The sequence below is a fragment of the Hamadaea tsunoensis DSM 44101 genome (assembly GCF_000428945.1).
Classification (GTDB): Bacteria; Actinomycetota; Actinomycetes; order Mycobacteriales; family Micromonosporaceae; genus Hamadaea; species Hamadaea tsunoensis.
The window spans coordinates 371,558-386,966 of the sequence record NZ_AUAX01000004.1 but is presented as its reverse complement, the minus strand read 5'-3'; the positions used below and the strand labels follow the sequence as shown (position 1 = coordinate 386,966).

20 protein-coding genes and 1 pseudogene are annotated in these 15,409 nt (G+C 68.9%); 10 read left to right on the top strand and 11 right to left on the bottom strand.

All coding sequences use genetic code 11. From position 1 onward, the window contains the following. Window positions 1-62: 62 nt before the first annotated feature. Entirely contained in the window at window positions 63-809 is a 747-nt protein-coding gene (locus tag G401_RS0109315; RefSeq protein WP_027342286.1) for a hypothetical protein, read from the bottom strand. A 123-nt stretch (window positions 810-932) separates the two neighbouring features. Then, entirely contained in the window at window positions 933-1,223 is a 291-nt protein-coding gene (locus G401_RS0109310; protein WP_245601667.1) for a GNAT family N-acetyltransferase, read from the bottom strand. Window positions 1,224-1,298: 75 nt separating this feature from the next. Here G401_RS0109310 and G401_RS0109305 point away from each other — a divergent pair, with 75 nt between their 5' ends. Genes G401_RS0109305 through G401_RS0109290 form a run of 4 tightly spaced genes read left to right on the top strand, consistent with a single transcriptional unit; the run spans window position 1,299 to window position 3,834 of the window. Then, window positions 1,299-2,258, top strand: a complete 960-nt coding sequence (locus G401_RS0109305; RefSeq protein ID WP_027342284.1) for a GNAT family N-acetyltransferase — start codon at window positions 1,299-1,301, stop codon at window positions 2,256-2,258. Between the two features lie 39 nt (window positions 2,259-2,297). Continuing rightward, window positions 2,298-2,696, top strand: coding sequence for a hypothetical protein (locus tag G401_RS0109300; RefSeq protein ID WP_027342283.1), 399 nt, complete (start codon window positions 2,298-2,300; stop codon window positions 2,694-2,696). Continuing rightward, the gene (locus tag G401_RS0109295) at window positions 2,693-3,472 is read left to right on the top strand and encodes an SDR family NAD(P)-dependent oxidoreductase (protein WP_027342282.1); all 780 of its coding nucleotides are present in this window, start codon (window positions 2,693-2,695) and stop codon (window positions 3,470-3,472) included. The genes G401_RS0109300 and G401_RS0109295 overlap by 4 nt, the downstream gene beginning before the upstream one ends. Further along, window positions 3,469-3,834 carry an MmcQ/YjbR family DNA-binding protein gene (locus tag G401_RS0109290; RefSeq protein ID WP_157545512.1) on the top strand — a complete coding sequence of 122 codons (366 nt, stop codon included), beginning with the start codon at window positions 3,469-3,471 and terminating at the stop codon, window positions 3,832-3,834. The genes G401_RS0109295 and G401_RS0109290 overlap by 4 nt, the downstream gene beginning before the upstream one ends. Here G401_RS0109290 and G401_RS44555 read toward each other — a convergent pair. Together G401_RS44555 and G401_RS44550 are read right to left on the bottom strand one after the other, a co-directional pair. Beyond that, complete coding sequence (locus G401_RS44555; protein ID WP_051366402.1) at window positions 3,831-4,064, bottom strand: DUF6959 family protein; 234 nt, start codon at window positions 4,062-4,064, stop codon at window positions 3,831-3,833. The two genes, G401_RS0109290 and G401_RS44555, sit on opposite strands and share 4 nt — an antisense overlap. Before the next feature lie 15 nt (window positions 4,065-4,079). Continuing rightward, window positions 4,080-4,268 (bottom strand): annotated as a pseudogene (locus G401_RS44550) (IS5/IS1182 family transposase); the annotation flags it as partial. A 201-nt stretch (window positions 4,269-4,469) separates the two neighbouring features. On the opposite strand from G401_RS44550, the gene G401_RS0109275 reads away from it, so the two are divergent. Both G401_RS0109275 and G401_RS44545 read left to right on the top strand, forming a co-directional pair. After that, a complete protein-coding gene (locus tag G401_RS0109275; RefSeq protein ID WP_034591042.1) occupies window positions 4,470-5,378 on the top strand; it encodes an alpha/beta hydrolase in 909 nt (302 codons plus the stop codon). A 1,085-nt stretch (window positions 5,379-6,463) separates the two neighbouring features. After that, window positions 6,464-7,033 (top strand): hypothetical protein, encoded by a 570-nt coding sequence (locus G401_RS44545; protein ID WP_157545510.1) that lies wholly within the window; start codon window positions 6,464-6,466, stop codon window positions 7,031-7,033. A 21-nt stretch (window positions 7,034-7,054) separates the two neighbouring features. Here the strand turns inward: G401_RS44545 and G401_RS0109265 are convergent, their stop codons facing one another. The 3 genes from G401_RS0109265 to G401_RS44540 form a co-directional block, all read right to left on the bottom strand. After that, window positions 7,055-7,894 (bottom strand): IS5 family transposase, encoded by an 840-nt coding sequence (locus G401_RS0109265; protein ID WP_027342279.1) that lies wholly within the window; start codon window positions 7,892-7,894, stop codon window positions 7,055-7,057. Between the two features lie 259 nt (window positions 7,895-8,153). Then, window positions 8,154-8,315: a hypothetical protein gene (locus G401_RS55700; protein WP_157545508.1), complete on the bottom strand. Its 162-nt coding sequence runs from the start codon at window positions 8,313-8,315 to the stop codon at window positions 8,154-8,156. 30 nt (window positions 8,316-8,345) lie between these two features. Beyond that, window positions 8,346-9,710, bottom strand: coding sequence for a S9 family peptidase (locus tag G401_RS44540; RefSeq protein WP_157545506.1), 1,365 nt, complete (start codon window positions 9,708-9,710; stop codon window positions 8,346-8,348). Window positions 9,711-9,878: 168 nt separating this feature from the next. On the opposite strand from G401_RS44540, the gene G401_RS55695 reads away from it, so the two are divergent. Beyond that, window positions 9,879-10,208, top strand: coding sequence for a DUF6401 family natural product biosynthesis protein (locus G401_RS55695; protein WP_157545504.1), 330 nt, complete (start codon window positions 9,879-9,881; stop codon window positions 10,206-10,208). Between the two features lie 119 nt (window positions 10,209-10,327). Next, on the top strand, window positions 10,328-10,516 hold the full coding sequence (locus G401_RS55690; RefSeq protein ID WP_027342278.1) for a hypothetical protein: 189 nt from the start codon (window positions 10,328-10,330) through the stop codon (window positions 10,514-10,516). Between the two features lie 3 nt (window positions 10,517-10,519). Here the strand turns inward: G401_RS55690 and G401_RS44530 are convergent, their stop codons facing one another. Then, window positions 10,520-11,311: a mechanosensitive ion channel family protein gene (locus G401_RS44530; protein WP_245601666.1), complete on the bottom strand. Its 792-nt coding sequence runs from the start codon at window positions 11,309-11,311 to the stop codon at window positions 10,520-10,522. 91 nt (window positions 11,312-11,402) lie between these two features. Beyond that, window positions 11,403-12,656, bottom strand: a complete 1,254-nt coding sequence (locus G401_RS0109235) for an NAD(P)/FAD-dependent oxidoreductase (RefSeq protein ID WP_027342277.1) — start codon at window positions 12,654-12,656, stop codon at window positions 11,403-11,405. 68 nt (window positions 12,657-12,724) lie between these two features. Here G401_RS0109235 and G401_RS0109230 point away from each other — a divergent pair, with 68 nt between their 5' ends. Continuing rightward, on the top strand, window positions 12,725-13,354 hold the full coding sequence (locus G401_RS0109230) for a nucleoside/nucleotide kinase family protein (protein ID WP_027342276.1): 630 nt from the start codon (window positions 12,725-12,727) through the stop codon (window positions 13,352-13,354). 10 nt (window positions 13,355-13,364) lie between these two features. Here G401_RS0109230 and G401_RS0109225 read toward each other — a convergent pair whose 3' ends face one another. Continuing rightward, entirely contained in the window at window positions 13,365-14,420 is a 1,056-nt protein-coding gene (locus G401_RS0109225; RefSeq protein WP_157545502.1) for a hypothetical protein, read from the bottom strand. Between the two features lie 276 nt (window positions 14,421-14,696). On the opposite strand from G401_RS0109225, the gene G401_RS55685 reads away from it, so the two are divergent. Then, complete coding sequence (locus tag G401_RS55685) at window positions 14,697-15,005, top strand: collagen-like protein (RefSeq protein ID WP_027342274.1); 309 nt, start codon at window positions 14,697-14,699, stop codon at window positions 15,003-15,005. Window positions 15,006-15,011: 6 nt separating this feature from the next. Here the strand turns inward: G401_RS55685 and G401_RS0109215 are convergent, their stop codons facing one another. Beyond that, on the bottom strand, window positions 15,012-15,386 hold the full coding sequence (locus G401_RS0109215; protein WP_027342273.1) for a DUF1304 domain-containing protein: 375 nt from the start codon (window positions 15,384-15,386) through the stop codon (window positions 15,012-15,014). Window positions 15,387-15,409: the final 23 nt, after the last annotated feature.

The window sequence follows — 15,409 nt, the reverse complement described above, 5'->3', positions numbered from 1 at the left end:
CCTGATCCAAACGGGATCTTGAGGCCGGAGCCGGCGGCGCTGGAGCCGCGAGAGGCGCAGGGTCAGCCGGCGTTGCCGAAGTAGGTGACGGCGTGCGCCTTGCCGAGCGCCCCGTGCACGGTCACGATCCAGTACTCGCCGGTGGCGGTGAACTGGGCGTTGAACGTCTTCGCGTCGTCGGGCGCCTTGGTCAGGTTGTAGCCGGCCGGCGGGGCGTCGACCACGACGCTGTCCACGATCGACTGCGACGCGAGGGCCACCATGCGCGGCTTGTTGTGGTTGGTGAACGCGTCGAGGAACTCGCGGGCGTACTTCTCGGCGTCGGTGTAGTAGACCGTCGCGTCGAGCTTCACCTCGGCGATCTTGTTCGTCTCGTTGTGCAACTTGATGATCATGTCCGAGCCGAGCTTGTTGCGGTAGGTGCAGTAGGACGAGCCCATCGCCCCGTCACAGCCGACGTAGGACCACGTCATGTCCAGCTTCGGTACGCCGATCGCCTGCACCTGCGCGTACGCGCCGGCCTCGGTGAGCGACTTCTCGGTCGCCGCGTCGCACTTCAGCCACGCCTTCATGAACTGCGCCGCCGGTCCGGAGCCGCCGGACGCGGTACCGCTCAGCCCGCATCCGGCGGGCGAGGCGGACGCCGCCGACGACGGTGCGACGGGCGCAGGAGACTCCGCGGACGCCGAGGAGCTGGCGGACACGTCGGTCTGCGCCGACGCCGCGGTGCTCGGCGTACCGGACTTGTCGCAGCCGGCCAGCAGGGCGAGACCGGCGAACAGGGTGACGGCGGTCGCGGTGATACGCATCGGGGTTCCCTCTGTGATCGGGGTGGTTCGGACCCCCATCACAGTAGGAACCGGCGGGCCCGCGGGACATCGGGCAACGTACGGATCTTTACCCGTACCCGCGGCTCCGTACCGGCCTGCGTATCAGCGGACCTTGCGCGTCGTCCGGGCGACGATCGGCTCGTACTCCGGGTGCTTCTCCAGCCACTTCGCGATGTAGGGGCACACCGGCACCACGGTCCGCCCGCGGTCCCGCGCGTCGTCCATGACGGCCTTGGCCAGCTGCGACGCGATGCCCTGGCCCTCGTACTGGGGGAAGACCTCGGTGTGGGTGTAGACGATGATCGTCCCGGTGAGCTGGTAGGTGACGAACCCCGTCAGCTCCCCCTCCGCGGTCCGCGCCTCGAAGCGCTCCTTCTCCGGCACGTCGGTCACGCTGATCTCCATACCCTCCATCTAAGCCCAAAACCCGGTGGCCCGGCCCGGCGGCTCCGCCTAGCCTTCCGTTCCATGACCTTCCGCTTCTCTCCTGTACGCGTAGACGACGCCACGGCGTGGGCGCAGCTGATCTCCGAGGCGGAGGTCGTCGACCAGACCGGTGAGTACTACAGCGCCGAGGACCTCACCGAGGAAATCGAGTCGCCCATGATGGACCTCGAGCACGGCACCCGGGCGGTGTGGGACGGCGAGCACCTCGTCGCCGTCGCGATCCTGCACCTCGGTACGAGCGGCGAGCCCTATCACCGGATCTTCTTCGACGCCCTGGTGCATCCGGCGTACCGGCGGCAGGGCGTGGGGGCGCAGCTCGTCGAGTGGGCCGTCAGGGTCGCCCCGGACCTGCACGCCGCCCGCTTCCCGGGCGCGCCGCTGCAGCTGCACGCCGAGGCCGCCGAGCTCAACACCGACAAGGGGAAGCTGCTGGCGCGGGCCGGGTTCGCCGAGCGCCGCTACTTCTTCACCATGGTCCGCGACCTGCACACCGACGTCACCCCGCCGGCGCCCGTCGACGGCGTACGCGTGGCGCCGTTCGACTTCGCGTACGACGAGGCGACCCTGGAACTGCGCAACACGACGTTCGCCGACCACTGGGGATTCACCCCGATGAGCGCCGAGTCGTGGAAGCAGTGGGCCACCGGTACGCGTACCTTCCGGCCGGACCTGTCCTACCACGCGTTCGACGCGGCCGGCGTACCCGTGTCGTTCCTGCTCGCGCACTACTTCGATGCGAACACCGAGGCGACCGGGAAGCGGGAGGCGTACATCGGGACCATCGGGACGGTGCGCGACTGGCGCCGCAAGGGCGTCGCGAGCATGCTGATCGCGCGCTGCCTGACCGACGCGAAAGCGCAAGGGTACGACGAGGCGTCGCTGGGCGTGGACGCCGACAGCCCGACCGGTGCCGTCGGCGTGTACGAGGCGGCGGGGTTCACGGTGAAGCAGCGCCGCAGCCGCTGGGTGCTGGAGTTCTGACGCTACGATGCCGACCTGCCCACTCTTGCGGAGGAATCGTTGAGCGTCCGCTACGCCCTGCTGTCCAGCATCTCGGGGATCGTCTCCCTGCTCTTCTACATCGGCGTCCTCGTCGTCGTCCTGGTACGCCGCCGCCGGCTCAGCCCGCGCGCGTCCCGGCTGGCGGTGTGGGGCGCGGTGCTCCTGCTGACCGGCGTGGTGCTGAGCCTCGCCCTTCCGGTGATCCTCGGCGGCGTGCTCAGCCAGGTCGACACCTCCGTGGACTTCGTCAGCCTGTTCCTCCTGTCCGGCGTGGCCACAGGCCTCATCCATCTCGGCGCGATCGCGCTGCTGCTGATGGCGCTGTTCGGCAACGAACCCCAGCCGGTCTGGGCCGGCCCCTTGCTGGGTGGCGAGACGCCGCAGGGACCGACGGCAGGCCCTAACCTGTCTGCATGACCTTCACACCCGCCCTGCCCCGGTTCGACGTACGCGACCAGGTAGCCCTCGTCACGGGCGCCGCCCGGGGCCTGGGCCGGGCCATCGCCCTGGCGCTCGCCGAGGCGGGCGCCGATGTGGCCCTGGGCCTACGCGACATCTCCGCGGACGCGGGTGTGGCCGAGGAGATCGAAGCCCGCGGCCGCCGCGCCCTGAAACTCCAGCTCGACGTGGCCGACACCGCCCAGATCGCCCCCGCGGTCGACGCCACCGTACGCGAGTTCGGCCGCCTCGACATCCTCGTCAACAACGCCGGCATCGCCCCGGAGAACCTGGCCGAGAACGTCACCGAGGCGGACTTCGACGCGACCCTCGGGATCAACCTCAAGGGCACGTTCTTCGCCAGCCAGGCCGCCGGCCGCGTGATGATCGAGCAGGGCTACGGCCGGATCGTGAACCTCGGCTCCCAGGCGGGAGCGATCGCGCTGCCCGGCGAGTCGGTGTACTGCATGACGAAGGCAGCGATCGCCCACCTGACGAAATGCCTGGCTGTGGAGTGGGGCGGCTACGGGATCACGGTGAACGCCGTCGCCCCCACCTTCATCCGTACGCCCGGTACGTCCGCTGTTCTCTCCGACCCGTCGTTTCATGCGGATGTCGTCGAGCGGATCGCGGCGCTGCACCGGATCGGGGAGCCGATCGAGGTCGCGGGCGCGGTCGTGTTCCTGTGCTCGCCGGCGGCGTCGCTGATCACCGGTGAGACGCTGCTGATCGACGGAGGGTGGACGGCGCGATGAGCACTCTTCTGTCCCAGGTGGACGCGATCTGCTCGCGGTTTCCCGAGGTGAACCAGCGGCTGTCGCACGGCTCCCCCGGCTGGTTCGTACGCGACAAGAAGAACTTCGTCATGCTCTGGGACGGTGGGCATCACGACCACGACTTCCCGCACCTGTGGGTGGCGTCTTCCTTGGAGGAACAGGCAGCTCTGATCGCCTCGAATCCGGCGGTGTTCTTCCGGCCGCCCTACGTGGGACATCGTGGGTGGGTCGGGGTACGCCTGGACGGGAAGGTGGATTGGGCGGAGATCGGGGAGCTGTGCGAAGAGGCGTACCGGATGGTCGCGCCGAAGACGCTCAGCGCCCGGCTCGATCGGGACTAGCCGTCTTCTCCGCGGTTGTCGGCGGGTTTCGCGTAGGGCAGCGTGATGCCGTGCTTGTCGAGTGCGTCCTCGTAGCAGTGAAGCCACTCGTACACCGTGGAACGGGCCTCCGCCAAAACGTCGGCGCCGTCCCCGGAGTCCGCGGCGGCATCGAGAAGGTCTCGGAGCGCGGACAGCGTGTCGCCCTGAACGAAGAGGCCGGGGAACCGCCGCCCGGGCAGCCGCAACACAGCCAGTCGGTGTGGTCATGTGGTGCGGCCGTGTTCGATGTGCAGCAGGACGAGGGCGGCGGTGACGATGGCGCCGATGATGTCGGGCGACAAGCTGACCCGGCGTACTGCCTTGAAGGTGGTCTTGAGCAGCGAGTTGGCTTGTTCGGCTCGGGCTCGGGCGTACGCCTGAAGCCAGTTGAGCTGGCGTTGGTCGTCGGTCAGAGCGCCGTCACTCACGTCAGCGCAGACAGCCTGCGCCCTACGGGCCCCAGTCGAAGCGCACGGAGTGCCGGCGCAGGCCGAACAGGTCTGCCTGGACAGGCATAATCAGGCCACCCGCATCGGCGTGATCGCGGCGACCTTATGCTCAGCGCCGAGCGCGGACATCGCGTTGTCTTGGTGCATCGCCCGAATGGAGAGCTCATGACCACGGCCTCGTCCACCAGCTACGCCCCCGCGGTGCCCGAGAAGCACGGGATGACGCCGATCGCCATCCCCGCACAGCCTGACGCCATCGAGCTCGGAACCGGGCAGCCGCCGAACGCCTCGGCACCAGAGGCCTGGCACAGCGAGTACGGCAGCATGTTCGCCCGCAACGTCGGCATCGCCACGCTCACGCCGTTCCTGCCGGATCCGGCCAAGGCCACGGGCACCGCCGTGATCGTGGCTCCGGGCGGAGGATTCATGTCCCTGTCCATGGAGAACGAGGGCTGGGACGTTGCGCGCGCGCTCGCGAACCGCGGCGTAGCTGCCTTCGTGCTGAAGTACCGGCTCAAGCCGACCCCGGAGGACCTTGACGACTTCGCCGTAGCGATCAGGGCGATGCTGGCCGGACCACGTCCATCGGACTGGCATGACCCAGCCACCGCGCTCCGCGCCCTGGACCCGCAGATCGCCGACGCCCGCGCAGCGTTCGCGCTCGTGCGCAGCCGAGCGTCCGAGTGGACAATCGATCCCGAGCGCGTCGGCATGGTCGGCTTCTCCGCCGGTGCCATGCTCACCGTCGCCACCGCCCTTGTCGGTGAGGATGCGAAGCCGGCCTTCATCGGCGACATCTACGGTCCGCTCACGGCGTTCGAGGTACCCGACGACGCGCCGCCGCTGTTCATCGCACTTGCCGCAGACGATGGCCTGATCGACCCGAGCGGGTTCCCCCTAGTGGAGAACTGGCGCGCTGCCGGGCGGCCCGTGGAGCTCCACTTCTACGAGCAGGGCGGGCACGGATTCGGCATGTACCCGAAGGAGACGACCAGCACCGACTGGTTCGACTCCTTCGTGAGCTGGATGAGGATGCACGGTCTGCTCGAGCACCCTGAGGCGACATCCCCCTGAGGCGACCTGCTCCTGCGAAATGGCCCCGAAAGGCAAGCTCAGGTTGGCCGGTGGCCAATCGCGCGTGTCCGCGGTGATTGAAGGCATTGAGCCCTTCGCAGTAACCGCCCGTCGCGCTGGGCGAGTGTCCTGGTGCGACACGCCGCAAGGGTTGCGGTGCAACGGAAAAGAGTGAAGCCCCTGTAGAAGTGGTCTCGACCAAGAGATCAAGCTGCACATCGAACACGGCCGCACCACATGACCACACCGAGTTACGAACCGTTACTGGGAAAGGCTCACTGAATACCCGCCCGGGCCTAGATCGATGACGAGGCAGTCAGGTTCGTCTACTGAGGGACCGAACTGCGTAGAATCAAACAATAGGCTCAGTCCTGCACAGTTCCAGACGGCGCTGTGGCTCCATGTCACGCCAGAGAGCGGCCCGGGGAGATCATCTTCGGGCACTGGCGCCGCGGCCGAACCCAAGAGGCTCAATCTTGCATTTGGCAATCAGCTTCTTTACGCTACGCCCATGTCACTATTCGGCGAGCGCTCCGTCGCCAGATGGACCGTAATTGCCGGCATGTGTGCCGTGGCCAGTGTGGCCGTCGGTCTCGTGCAGATCTATTCCGCCGGGCCCAACAGCTCAGAGGCGAACACCGGCCGTACAGATGTATACACTCCGCCTGCGACATCCGCCGTCTCGGCGATGCCGACACCTTCGGTGTCACCTTCGCTTGCGCCTTCGGCTTGGCCGAGCTCATGGGATCTTGATTGGACTGGAGAGATCGTGGTGACCTCCCCCGCCCTGGGTGAAGAGGTCTATTTAGAGCTCGACGACACTCCTCCCTGGAGCATTGCGCTAAGAGATTCGACTGTGAGTCAGATTAGTTATGCAGACCTCAAGTTTATGAGCGGTAGACTGCAAACGCCATTTGTTTCGTCCTCATTGGTCGCCTTTCCCTACCAGACCGACCTGGCAACTGCGGCGGAGTGCGTCAAGATCCTTGCGACAGAAGCAACCGGACGCGGGGTTTCCCTAAGTGAGTGTTTGAGAAGCCGCGGTAATGCCCGCTACACCTCTGGACGCGCGTGGTTGGTGCGACATGATGTTCGACATGTCAGCGTCGTCGAACGATGAACTGCTGGAGCGGGCAGCTCGTGAGCAATTGGCGTCTGGAGCCGCAGCTCCTGACGCCTTTGTGAAGCTTCTCGTTGCTGGGTTTGCTCCCGCTGAGGCTGCCGTCGCCGTGTGCGTTGCTGCCGGATCGCCGCGAGCGGATGCCCAAAGGCGTCTTGAGGAGTTCGGTGGTCTGTGGGATCTGATCGAGGCGGATGAGGAAGCCGACGCGGCGGACCTGCTTGCCAGGCACGGCTATTTCGATCCGGATGTCACGCTCAACGAAGACCAGCAAGAGATCGCCTCCCGTTTGCGCGCCGTGCTCGGCACGGTCGAGGGAGTTCCGAGCGGCTATGCGGTGACGCTGTTCAATGACCTACGAACGGGACGCTTGGTGAAGGCGTTCCTGCGGTTGGAGTCGTTGGGCAGCATGCGCTGGAGGGAGAACAGGGCTTTCTGGATTGCAATGTGTCGAGCCGGCGAGGCGTTCGAGGATGATCATGCCAACCTGGATGCGGCACGCCAGCGTTGCCACGAGTGCGTGGCCGATCTGTGAATGCCTTTGGGCTGCTGCGATTCACATCCTGAGATCATCGAGCGTCCAGGCCCGTTGACGGGTGGCGGGTTTGCCGCGGGACAGGCGACGGACCATGCCGTTGATCGCGGCCCAGCGGATCATCGCTTCGGAGGTGGCTGGATGGCGTTCGTAGTCGCGGGCCAGCCGCCGGTGGGCGGTCAGCCACGCCAGGGACCGCTCCACCACCCAGCGGCGCGGGATGACGGCGAACCCCTTCTGGCCGGGCGCCTTACGTACCACCTCAAGCACCGTGTGCAGGATGCGCCGGCACCAGTCGACCAGCATTCCGGCGAAGCCTGCGTCGGCGTAGACGAACCGGACCGGGGTGAACAGGTACAGGCTTAGCAGGGTGGTCTTGGCGCCGTCGCGGTCTTGCACGGACGCAGCCATCACGCACACGATCAGCAGCAGGCCGAGGGTGTCGGTGACGATGAACCGCTTGCGGCCGTTGATCTTCTTGCCTGCGTCGTAGCCGCGGGTCTTGCGCGGCACGGTGTCGGCGCCTTTGACGCTCTGGGAGTCGATGATCCCTGCCGACGGTTCCTCGTTGCGGCCCTGGGCAGCGCGTACCCGTCGGCGCAAGACCGCCAGCATCCGTTCGGTGAGGTTGTCTTCCTCCCAGCGCACGAAGTACCAGTACACGGTCGGCCACGGCGGGAAGTCGACCGGCAGCTGCCGCCACGAGCAGCCGGTGCGGACCACATACAAGATGGCGTCGACGATGTCACGGCGTCGGTGTTTCTCGGGCCGCCCGCCTGTGCGCGGGGGCGGCAGCTGTGGTTCGATCAGCGCCCACTGGGCGTCGGTCAGGTCGGAGGGGTAGCGACGCTCGCGCGGCATCCGACCACTATGGACGATCCACTACGACATGCGACCACGACACGCGAAGCGTCATGAGAACTTCTCAAACACTCACTAAGGGTTGGCCAGCTTGTCTGTGTGTCAACGAATAGGAGGGAAGAGACCCCGGAGCGACTTGCGCTATTGCGCGTGATCGCAGTATCGGATACTTCGGTCACGCTTAGCGTGACGCGGTGGCACGCGTCCTGAACGTTTCCGTTCGGGACACCCCACGGTAGACCCGTACCTGATACGAGATTCAAGCCCGAGGGAGACAGTCGAGTTCGTCGTGGAAGGCCGGCAGGAACTCCACGGCCATGCGCAGCATCTCGTCCACCTCCAGCAGTCCGGCGAACTCCGGCTCGCCCATTGCCAGGCGGAGGAAGGCTTGTCCTTCGCGGATCGGCACCCGCGCGGCCATCCGCGGATCATTTCCTTCACGCCCCACCCGTCAGCCTCCTAAGCAAGTGCGCTGGAGGAAGGCGAGCTGCTGTTCGAGTACCCCTTCGCTGCCGGCCAGGCCGATGACCGAATGTCCCATCCCTTCGATCATCGACACCTCGTGTTCGATGCCCGCCGACCGCAGCGCCGCCGCCATGCGTTCCGTGTTGGACGGATGCACTGTCGTGTCCTCGGTCCCGTGCATGAGCAGCAACGGCCGCCGTAGCTCCGGCGCGAGCGCGACCAGGTCCGCGGCCGCGTACCGGTCCGGGAAGGTGGCGGGATGCCCGAGGTGGCGTTCGCGGACGTAGGCGTGGAACGTTCGCTGGTCGGTGATCGGGGCGCCCGCGACCGCCGCGTGGAACAGGTCCGGCCGACGCAGCACCGCGTACAAGGCGAGCGTGCCGCCGAAGGACCATCCCCGAATCCCGACTCGCTGTCGATCGAGGAACGGGTACATCGAGGCAACGCACTCCAAGGCTGAGATCTGGTCGGCGAGGACCGGGCCGAGGAGGTCGCCGTGGATCTCCCGTTCCCACGCCGGTCCCCGGCCGGGCGTACCGGCGCCGTCGGTGACGAGGACGGCGAAACCCGCTTCGGCGAACCATTGGGAGACCGGGTCGTGCCAGTCGAAGGCGTCCGTGACCCGCTGGCGGCTGGGGCCCGCGTACGGGTCGAGGAGCACGGGCAGTCGCTCGCCGCGATGCCAGGAAGGCAGGAACAGGTGCGCGCGCAGCGCCCGAGGTCCGAGCACCAAGCGCTCCCGGCGCAACTCCAGCACCGGCGCCTCTCGCTCCTTTTCCGCGAGTACGCGTAAAGCAGTCCCCGATCCCGGGGAGTAGCTCCAGCCCCGCAGGGCCGTCGGGTCGGACCAGCCGGTGAAGTGCACGGTCTCCCCGTCGACGCCGGTCACTTCCTTGACGAACAGCCCGTCCGGTGTCACGGGTGTCCCGTCGACGGTCAGCCGGCGTCCGGCGTGCCACAGCAGTGCCCCGGACGGCGTACGCGCGGGCAGGCCGGGCACCACGGTCGTCCAGCAGGGGTCGGTGTCCTCGGCGAGGATCCGGGTCGTGCCGTCGTCTTCGATCGCGAGGATGCGCAGGCGGCGCTGGTCGCGGGTCTGCACGACGGCGTACGGGCCGTGGTCGTCCCAGCCGGCCGCCGGGATGTAGGGGAACTCGGGATCCCAGTGCACCTCGACGGCGGGATCCGTCAGCCGCATCGTCACGACGGGGATGGGGCGGCCCGCGGACGCGTACCGGAAAGTGTGGTGGGGGACGTGCCAGAGGTCGACGCCGGAGTCGTCGGTACGCACGACGAGCCGACGGTTCCCCTGCGGTGAGGAGTAGGCGACATCGGAGGGTTCCGACGTCATCACGGAGGGTGATTGCCCGAAGCGACGGGTGCGGATGAGTTGCTGCGGCAGCGATTCCGGCACAACCGGACAGCGTGCCGGGAAGGACCATGGTTGTCTAGCGCCTTCGGCCACATCGGGCCGGAATGTGTAGCAGAGCGCGGCCGGGCCGACGTAGCCTGGCCCGTCATGAGGATGGTGACGGAACTGGCCGCGCAGCTCGCCCCGGAACCCGCGGCGTTCCTCGCCGTCGTCGACCGCGAGGCCTCCGACCCGGCTCCCCCGCCCGGCCTGGTCGCGATGGTCGACCAGCACGCCGCCGCCGTACGCGACACGCTCAGCCCCGGCGTCGGCGAGATCCACCCCGGCGACCTGGCCGGGTACGCGCGCGGCGTCGTCACCGTGGCGGCCGGCTGGGACTGGCCCAACGTGGCCCCGGAGACGACGCACTGGCTGCGTTTGCGCCTCGCGTCGGTGGGCTGGCTCGCCCGGCAGTTCGGCTACCTGCCGACCGCCTGACCTGCCCCGGCCGGTACGCTCGCCGCCATGAGCGCCGAACCCGGGACCGGCCGGCATCGGTCGACCGTGCCACGGCCGCGCCTGTACCGGCTGCCGCCTTTCCTGGTCCGCCTGACTTCGTGGCGCTGAACGGCGAGGTCTACGCGACCCGCTGGCTGGTCGGCGCCAACTCTTTCGACGTCGTGTTCTTCGGCTGCCTGCCGCTGACCGTGATGATCATTATCTTCGTCGTCCAGTGGAAAGATGACGAGGAGTACCGGCACTACGAAAGGGCGGACCGCCCAATGGACGGCCCGCCCGAACCCTAGGACTCAGCTTCCCATCGGGTGCTGTTCGCGGGCCGCCTCGGCCGCCGCACCCGTCATCTCCTTGGTCTTCTCCTGCCCCGCGTACGCCTGTTCGGCGTCGCGCATGCCGGCCGCGTGCGCCGAGACGTGGTCCTTGATCGAGGCGGATTCGTTCTCGACGCGGTTGAGAGCCCGTTCCCAGCGGTCCTGCATCGGCTTGATGAGGCCGCCGCCGACGCCGACGATCAGGATGCCGGCCGCGGTCGCGAGCGTCGCCACGAGCAGCGGCGTCGTGATGGCGGTGGCCACGCCGATCTGGTTGAGCGCGGCGATGATGCCCAGGCCCAGGATGAAGGCGAACGCGACGTTCGCCAGGATCCGGCTGTAGGACAGCCCGGACAGGGCGTTGCTGATCAGGTCGCGGACCGCGTTCGCGATCGCGATGGCCACGACCATGATCACGATGGCCACGACGGCGCGCGGCAGCCAGGCCACGATGCCCTGGATCAGGTCGGAGACCGCGTTCGGGCCCCACAGGCCGAAGCCCAGCTGCAACGTGAACAGCAGGACGGCCCAGTAGACCAGCAGACCGACGATCACCGACGGTGTGTACTTGCTTCCCGACATCGCCCGCGCGACGGGTCCCCGCTCGACCGCGCTGTCGAAGTGCAGGCGTACCAGCAGCTTCTGGACGAGGCTGCGCAGCGCCCGGGCGATGAGCCAGCCGACGAACATGATCACGATGAACCCGAGTGCCTTCGGTATGAAGAGCAGCACCGAGCGCCACATGTCCGTCAAGGCAGATCCGATGTCCATTTCGTCCCCCTGGTGGTGTCTTACACCTACAGGGACGGTATACACAGCGGTCCGGCCGATGCGGGTAAATCAGGCAAACCCGTCCCGAAGATCAGGTCAGCAGCTCCCCCAGCGGCACCTGCGGATCGGCGAGCCGGCCGAGGTCGACCGGTTTGCCCTCGTAACCGGCCCGGACCAGGGCTTGGATGTCGTCCTGCACGTCCCAGACGTTGATGTTCATGCCGGCCAGGACGCAGCCGTTGCGTACCCAGAAGACCACGCATTCGGGCGCCTTGCCGTCGGCCACCGCCAGATCGCCCCGGGTCACGATCTGGTCGTAGCCGTGCCGGGCGGCCCAGCCGGCGTACTCCATGCCGAGGTCGTACTGGTCGGAGAAGAAGTAGGGCACCGGGTCGTACGGCTCGCCGGGGCCGATCATGTTCTTCGCCGCCGCCGGGCCGCCCTTGAGCGCGTTGCCCCAGTGCTCGACCCGCAGCCGGGTACCGGTCAGCTTGCTCGGCCACGAGGCGACGTCGCCGCACGCGTACACGTCCGGGTCACTGGTACGCAGCATCTCGTCGACGGCCACCCCGTTGTCGATCGTCAGGCCGGCCGCCTCGGCGAGCTCGGTCGCGGGGCGGATGCCGACGCCGACGATCACCACGTCGGCCGGGATCTCGACGCCGTTCTCGAGGACCACGTCGGTCACGCGGCCGTCGAGACCGCCGAACTCGCGTACGCCGACGCCGAAATGGAAGGTGACGCCGTGGGCCTGGTGCAGGTCGCGGAACATCGCCGCCACCTCGTCGCCGAGGACCCGCAGCAGGGGCAGTGGTTCGACCTCGACGACGTGCACCGTGCAGCCGTGCTCGCGGGCGGCGGCCGCGGTCTCCAGCCCGATCCAGCCCGCACCGACGACGACCACCTGGGTGTCCCGCTTCAGCACGGCCTTGAGTCTGTCCGCGTCGGCGACCGTACGCAGGCTGTACACCCCCGCGTTGTCGATCCCGCCGATGTCGAGTGTGCGTACGCGCGACCCCGTCGCCAGCAACGCCTTCGTGTACGGCAGCGTGGTTCCGTCGTCCAGCGTCACCGTGTGCGCCGCGGTGTCCAGAGTGGTCGCCGTGCGGCCCAAATGGAGATCGACGTGCTGGGCGGCGTACCAGTCGGCGTCGTGGACCTGGCCGCCCTCGCGGGGATCCTTGCCCAGCAGGTAGCCCTTGGACAGCGGCGGCCGCTCGTAGGGCAGCTCGTTCTCCGCGCCGATCAGGGCGATCTTCCCAGTGAACCCGGCCTCGCGCAGCGCCTCGGCCGCCTTGGCGCCGGCGAGGGCCGCGCCGACGATCACGATCTGGTCCGTCTCCATGCGGGAGAGTCTGTCACCGTTGCGGCCCGCGGGCATGGGGAACCGGCGGGCGCTTTAAGCTCGATCTTGTGCCTGCCGCCCGCTTCCGGCCCGTCTCCCCCGCCGTCCTCGCCGGGGAGCTGGTCGAGCGGATCGACGCCCTGGCGGCACCGTGGCCCCGGATCGCGATCGACGGCGCTCCCGCGGCCGGCCCCGGCACGCTCGCCGACGCTCTCGTCGAACCCCTGCGCGTACGCGGGCGCGCCGTCCTGCGTATCGGAACCGCCGATTTCCTGCGGCCGGCGTCGCTGCGGTACGAGCGGGGGCGTACCGACCCGGACTCGTTCTACGACGACTGGCTCGACTCCGGCGGGCTGCTGCGCGAAGTCCTCGACCCGCTCGAACCGGGCGGCTCCGGCCGCGTACTGCCGACCCTGTGGAACACCGTGACGGACCGGGCGACCCGGGCGCCCTACACGACGCTGGCCGAGGGGTCGGTCGTGATCGTCGACGGGACGCTGCTGCTCGGCCGCTGGCTGCCGTTCGACCTCACCGTGCACCTGCACCTGTCGGCGAGCGCGCTCGCCCGCCGGACGGCCGACGAGGAGCGGTGGCGGCTGCCGGCGTACGCCCGGTATGAGGAGGAGGCGGACCCGCAGGCGGCCGCCGACGTGGTGGTACGCGTCGACGACCCGCGCCACCCGGCGATCCAGCTGTAGAGGGACGGGTTTAGAGCGACTTGAGCAGGTCGCGCGCGACGTCGAGGTCGGCGAGATGGCGGCCGCCGAGCACCTCGTAGATCTCGACCGCCTCGCCGGCCAGCAGGTACGCCTCGTCGCCGCGGCCCAGCGCCCCGGCGACCAGCACTGCCGCCCGCGCGACGTCGCCGCGGGCGTCGACCCGCAGGCGGGCGATCTTCAGCGCCTCCCGGGCCGGTGCTTCGGCTTCGGTACGCCGGTCGAGGCGCAGCAGGCATTCGGCCTTGGTCGCCAGCGCCTGGCCGAGCCCGTCGCGGTCGTTGTCGGCGAGGGTGGCGCGTTCGGCCTCCTCGGCGGTCCGCAGGGCCTGCTCGTCCCGGTCGGCCAGCAGCAGGTACGCGGCCTGTTCGGTGAGCACGCGGCCGATCGCCGTGCGGGCCCGGCGCCGGTGGTCGGTACGCCCGTACGCGTCGGCGTCGACGATGGAGCGCAGCCCGGCGAGGGCTTCGTGCGCGGCGGCGAGGGCTTCGCTGACCCGGCCGATGCCGGCGAAGTGCCGGGCTTCGCCGGCGAGGCAGGAGTAGAGCGGCAGCTCGTGGGTGACCGGGTCGTCGGCGGCCAGCGCGCGCCAGATCGGCAGGGCGAGCCCGTCGTAGCGCAGCGCGTCGGCGTACGCGCCGAGTTCGGCTTCGGCCGCCGCCCGGGTGGTGTAGAGGGCGGCCAGCTGCGGCCGGAACCGGGCGGAGTCGACGCGGGCGCGTTCGGCGAGGACCACCTCGGCGGCGGTCAGCTGGGTGATCGCGGCCTGGTGGGCGCCGGCCTCGGTCAGCAGCCGGCCCAGTTCCGCCGCGGGTACGCCGAGCGCGGGCGCCGGGCCGATCTCGGTCCACAGTGCCAGGGCGTCCCGGCCGGCGGTCTCCGCGGCGGCGGTCTGCCTCGACCGGGCGAACCGCAGCCCGTCCGCGTACGCCTCCGCGGCGGTGCGCAGTTTTCGCTGGCGGGGCGAGTTGCGGTAGAGGTGGCGCGCGATTCCTATCAGGCCGAGCAGCAGCAGTGCCACCCCGACGGCCAGCCACACGCGCGTCACAGTTCCTCCCCGAACCCTGAACATGCCGAACTCGGAACATGCTCCACCGGGACCTGAGCGTGTCCCGGTGTCACCACATTCGAACGAAGCCCGACGTGCGACTGCGGTTGCCGAGACAGTACCGGGCTCGCGCGAGGGTCGCCCACCGGGGACGCCCGTCAAGATCGTGCATTGAATGCCGCCTTCCGGGCGATTTCCGGGTTGACCGACATATCCCATAATTGCGGGAAGGGCCGCTCACCCCGCGACCCGCACCCCTAGCGAGAGGTGGCTCCCGTGGACGCCATCGGTGGTCTTCTCGGCGCGGTCGGCGCACTGCTCACCGGCCTGCTCGGCATCCTGTTCCCGGCGCTGCCCGTGCAGCCGCCCGGCCTGCCGGTCTCCCCGCCCTCGATTCCCGGCGCGCCAGGCCTGCCGGGGACTCCGGGCCTGCCCGGCGTACCGAGTGCTCCTGGTGTGCCGGGCCTCCCCGGTGTTCCCGGTGTTCCCGGGCTGCCGAGCACGCCGCCGTTGCCGGGTGGCGGCCTGCCCACGGGAGTGCCGAGCCTGCCGGCCGGCGTACCGAGCGTGCCGCCGGTCAGCTGAGCGGCGTCAGAGGACGAGGAAGACGACGGTGATGAGCGGCGCCACGCCCTGGATCAGGGCCGAGCGCAGCATCCGCCGGTCGCTGCCCGCGAGCACCAGCGCGGCCCCGAGCATGCACAGGCAGGCGAAGCCGACCAGCGTACGCCCGGCGGTCCGGTCTCCGGTGTGGACGACGAGCACCCCGGCCAGCGCGCCGACGGCCAGGAAGAGGTTGTAGAAGCCCTGGTTGAAGGCCCAGGGCCGGATGGCGGGTACGTCGTGCGGGTCGGCCCGGAACCGCCGGTAGACCTCCGGCCGGGTGAACAGCAGCGCCTCCATCGCGAAGATGAGCACGTGGATCAGGCCCGCGATCACGGCGAACAGCTGAGCGACCAGGTTCATACCGATCAGTATCGTTCACGGGT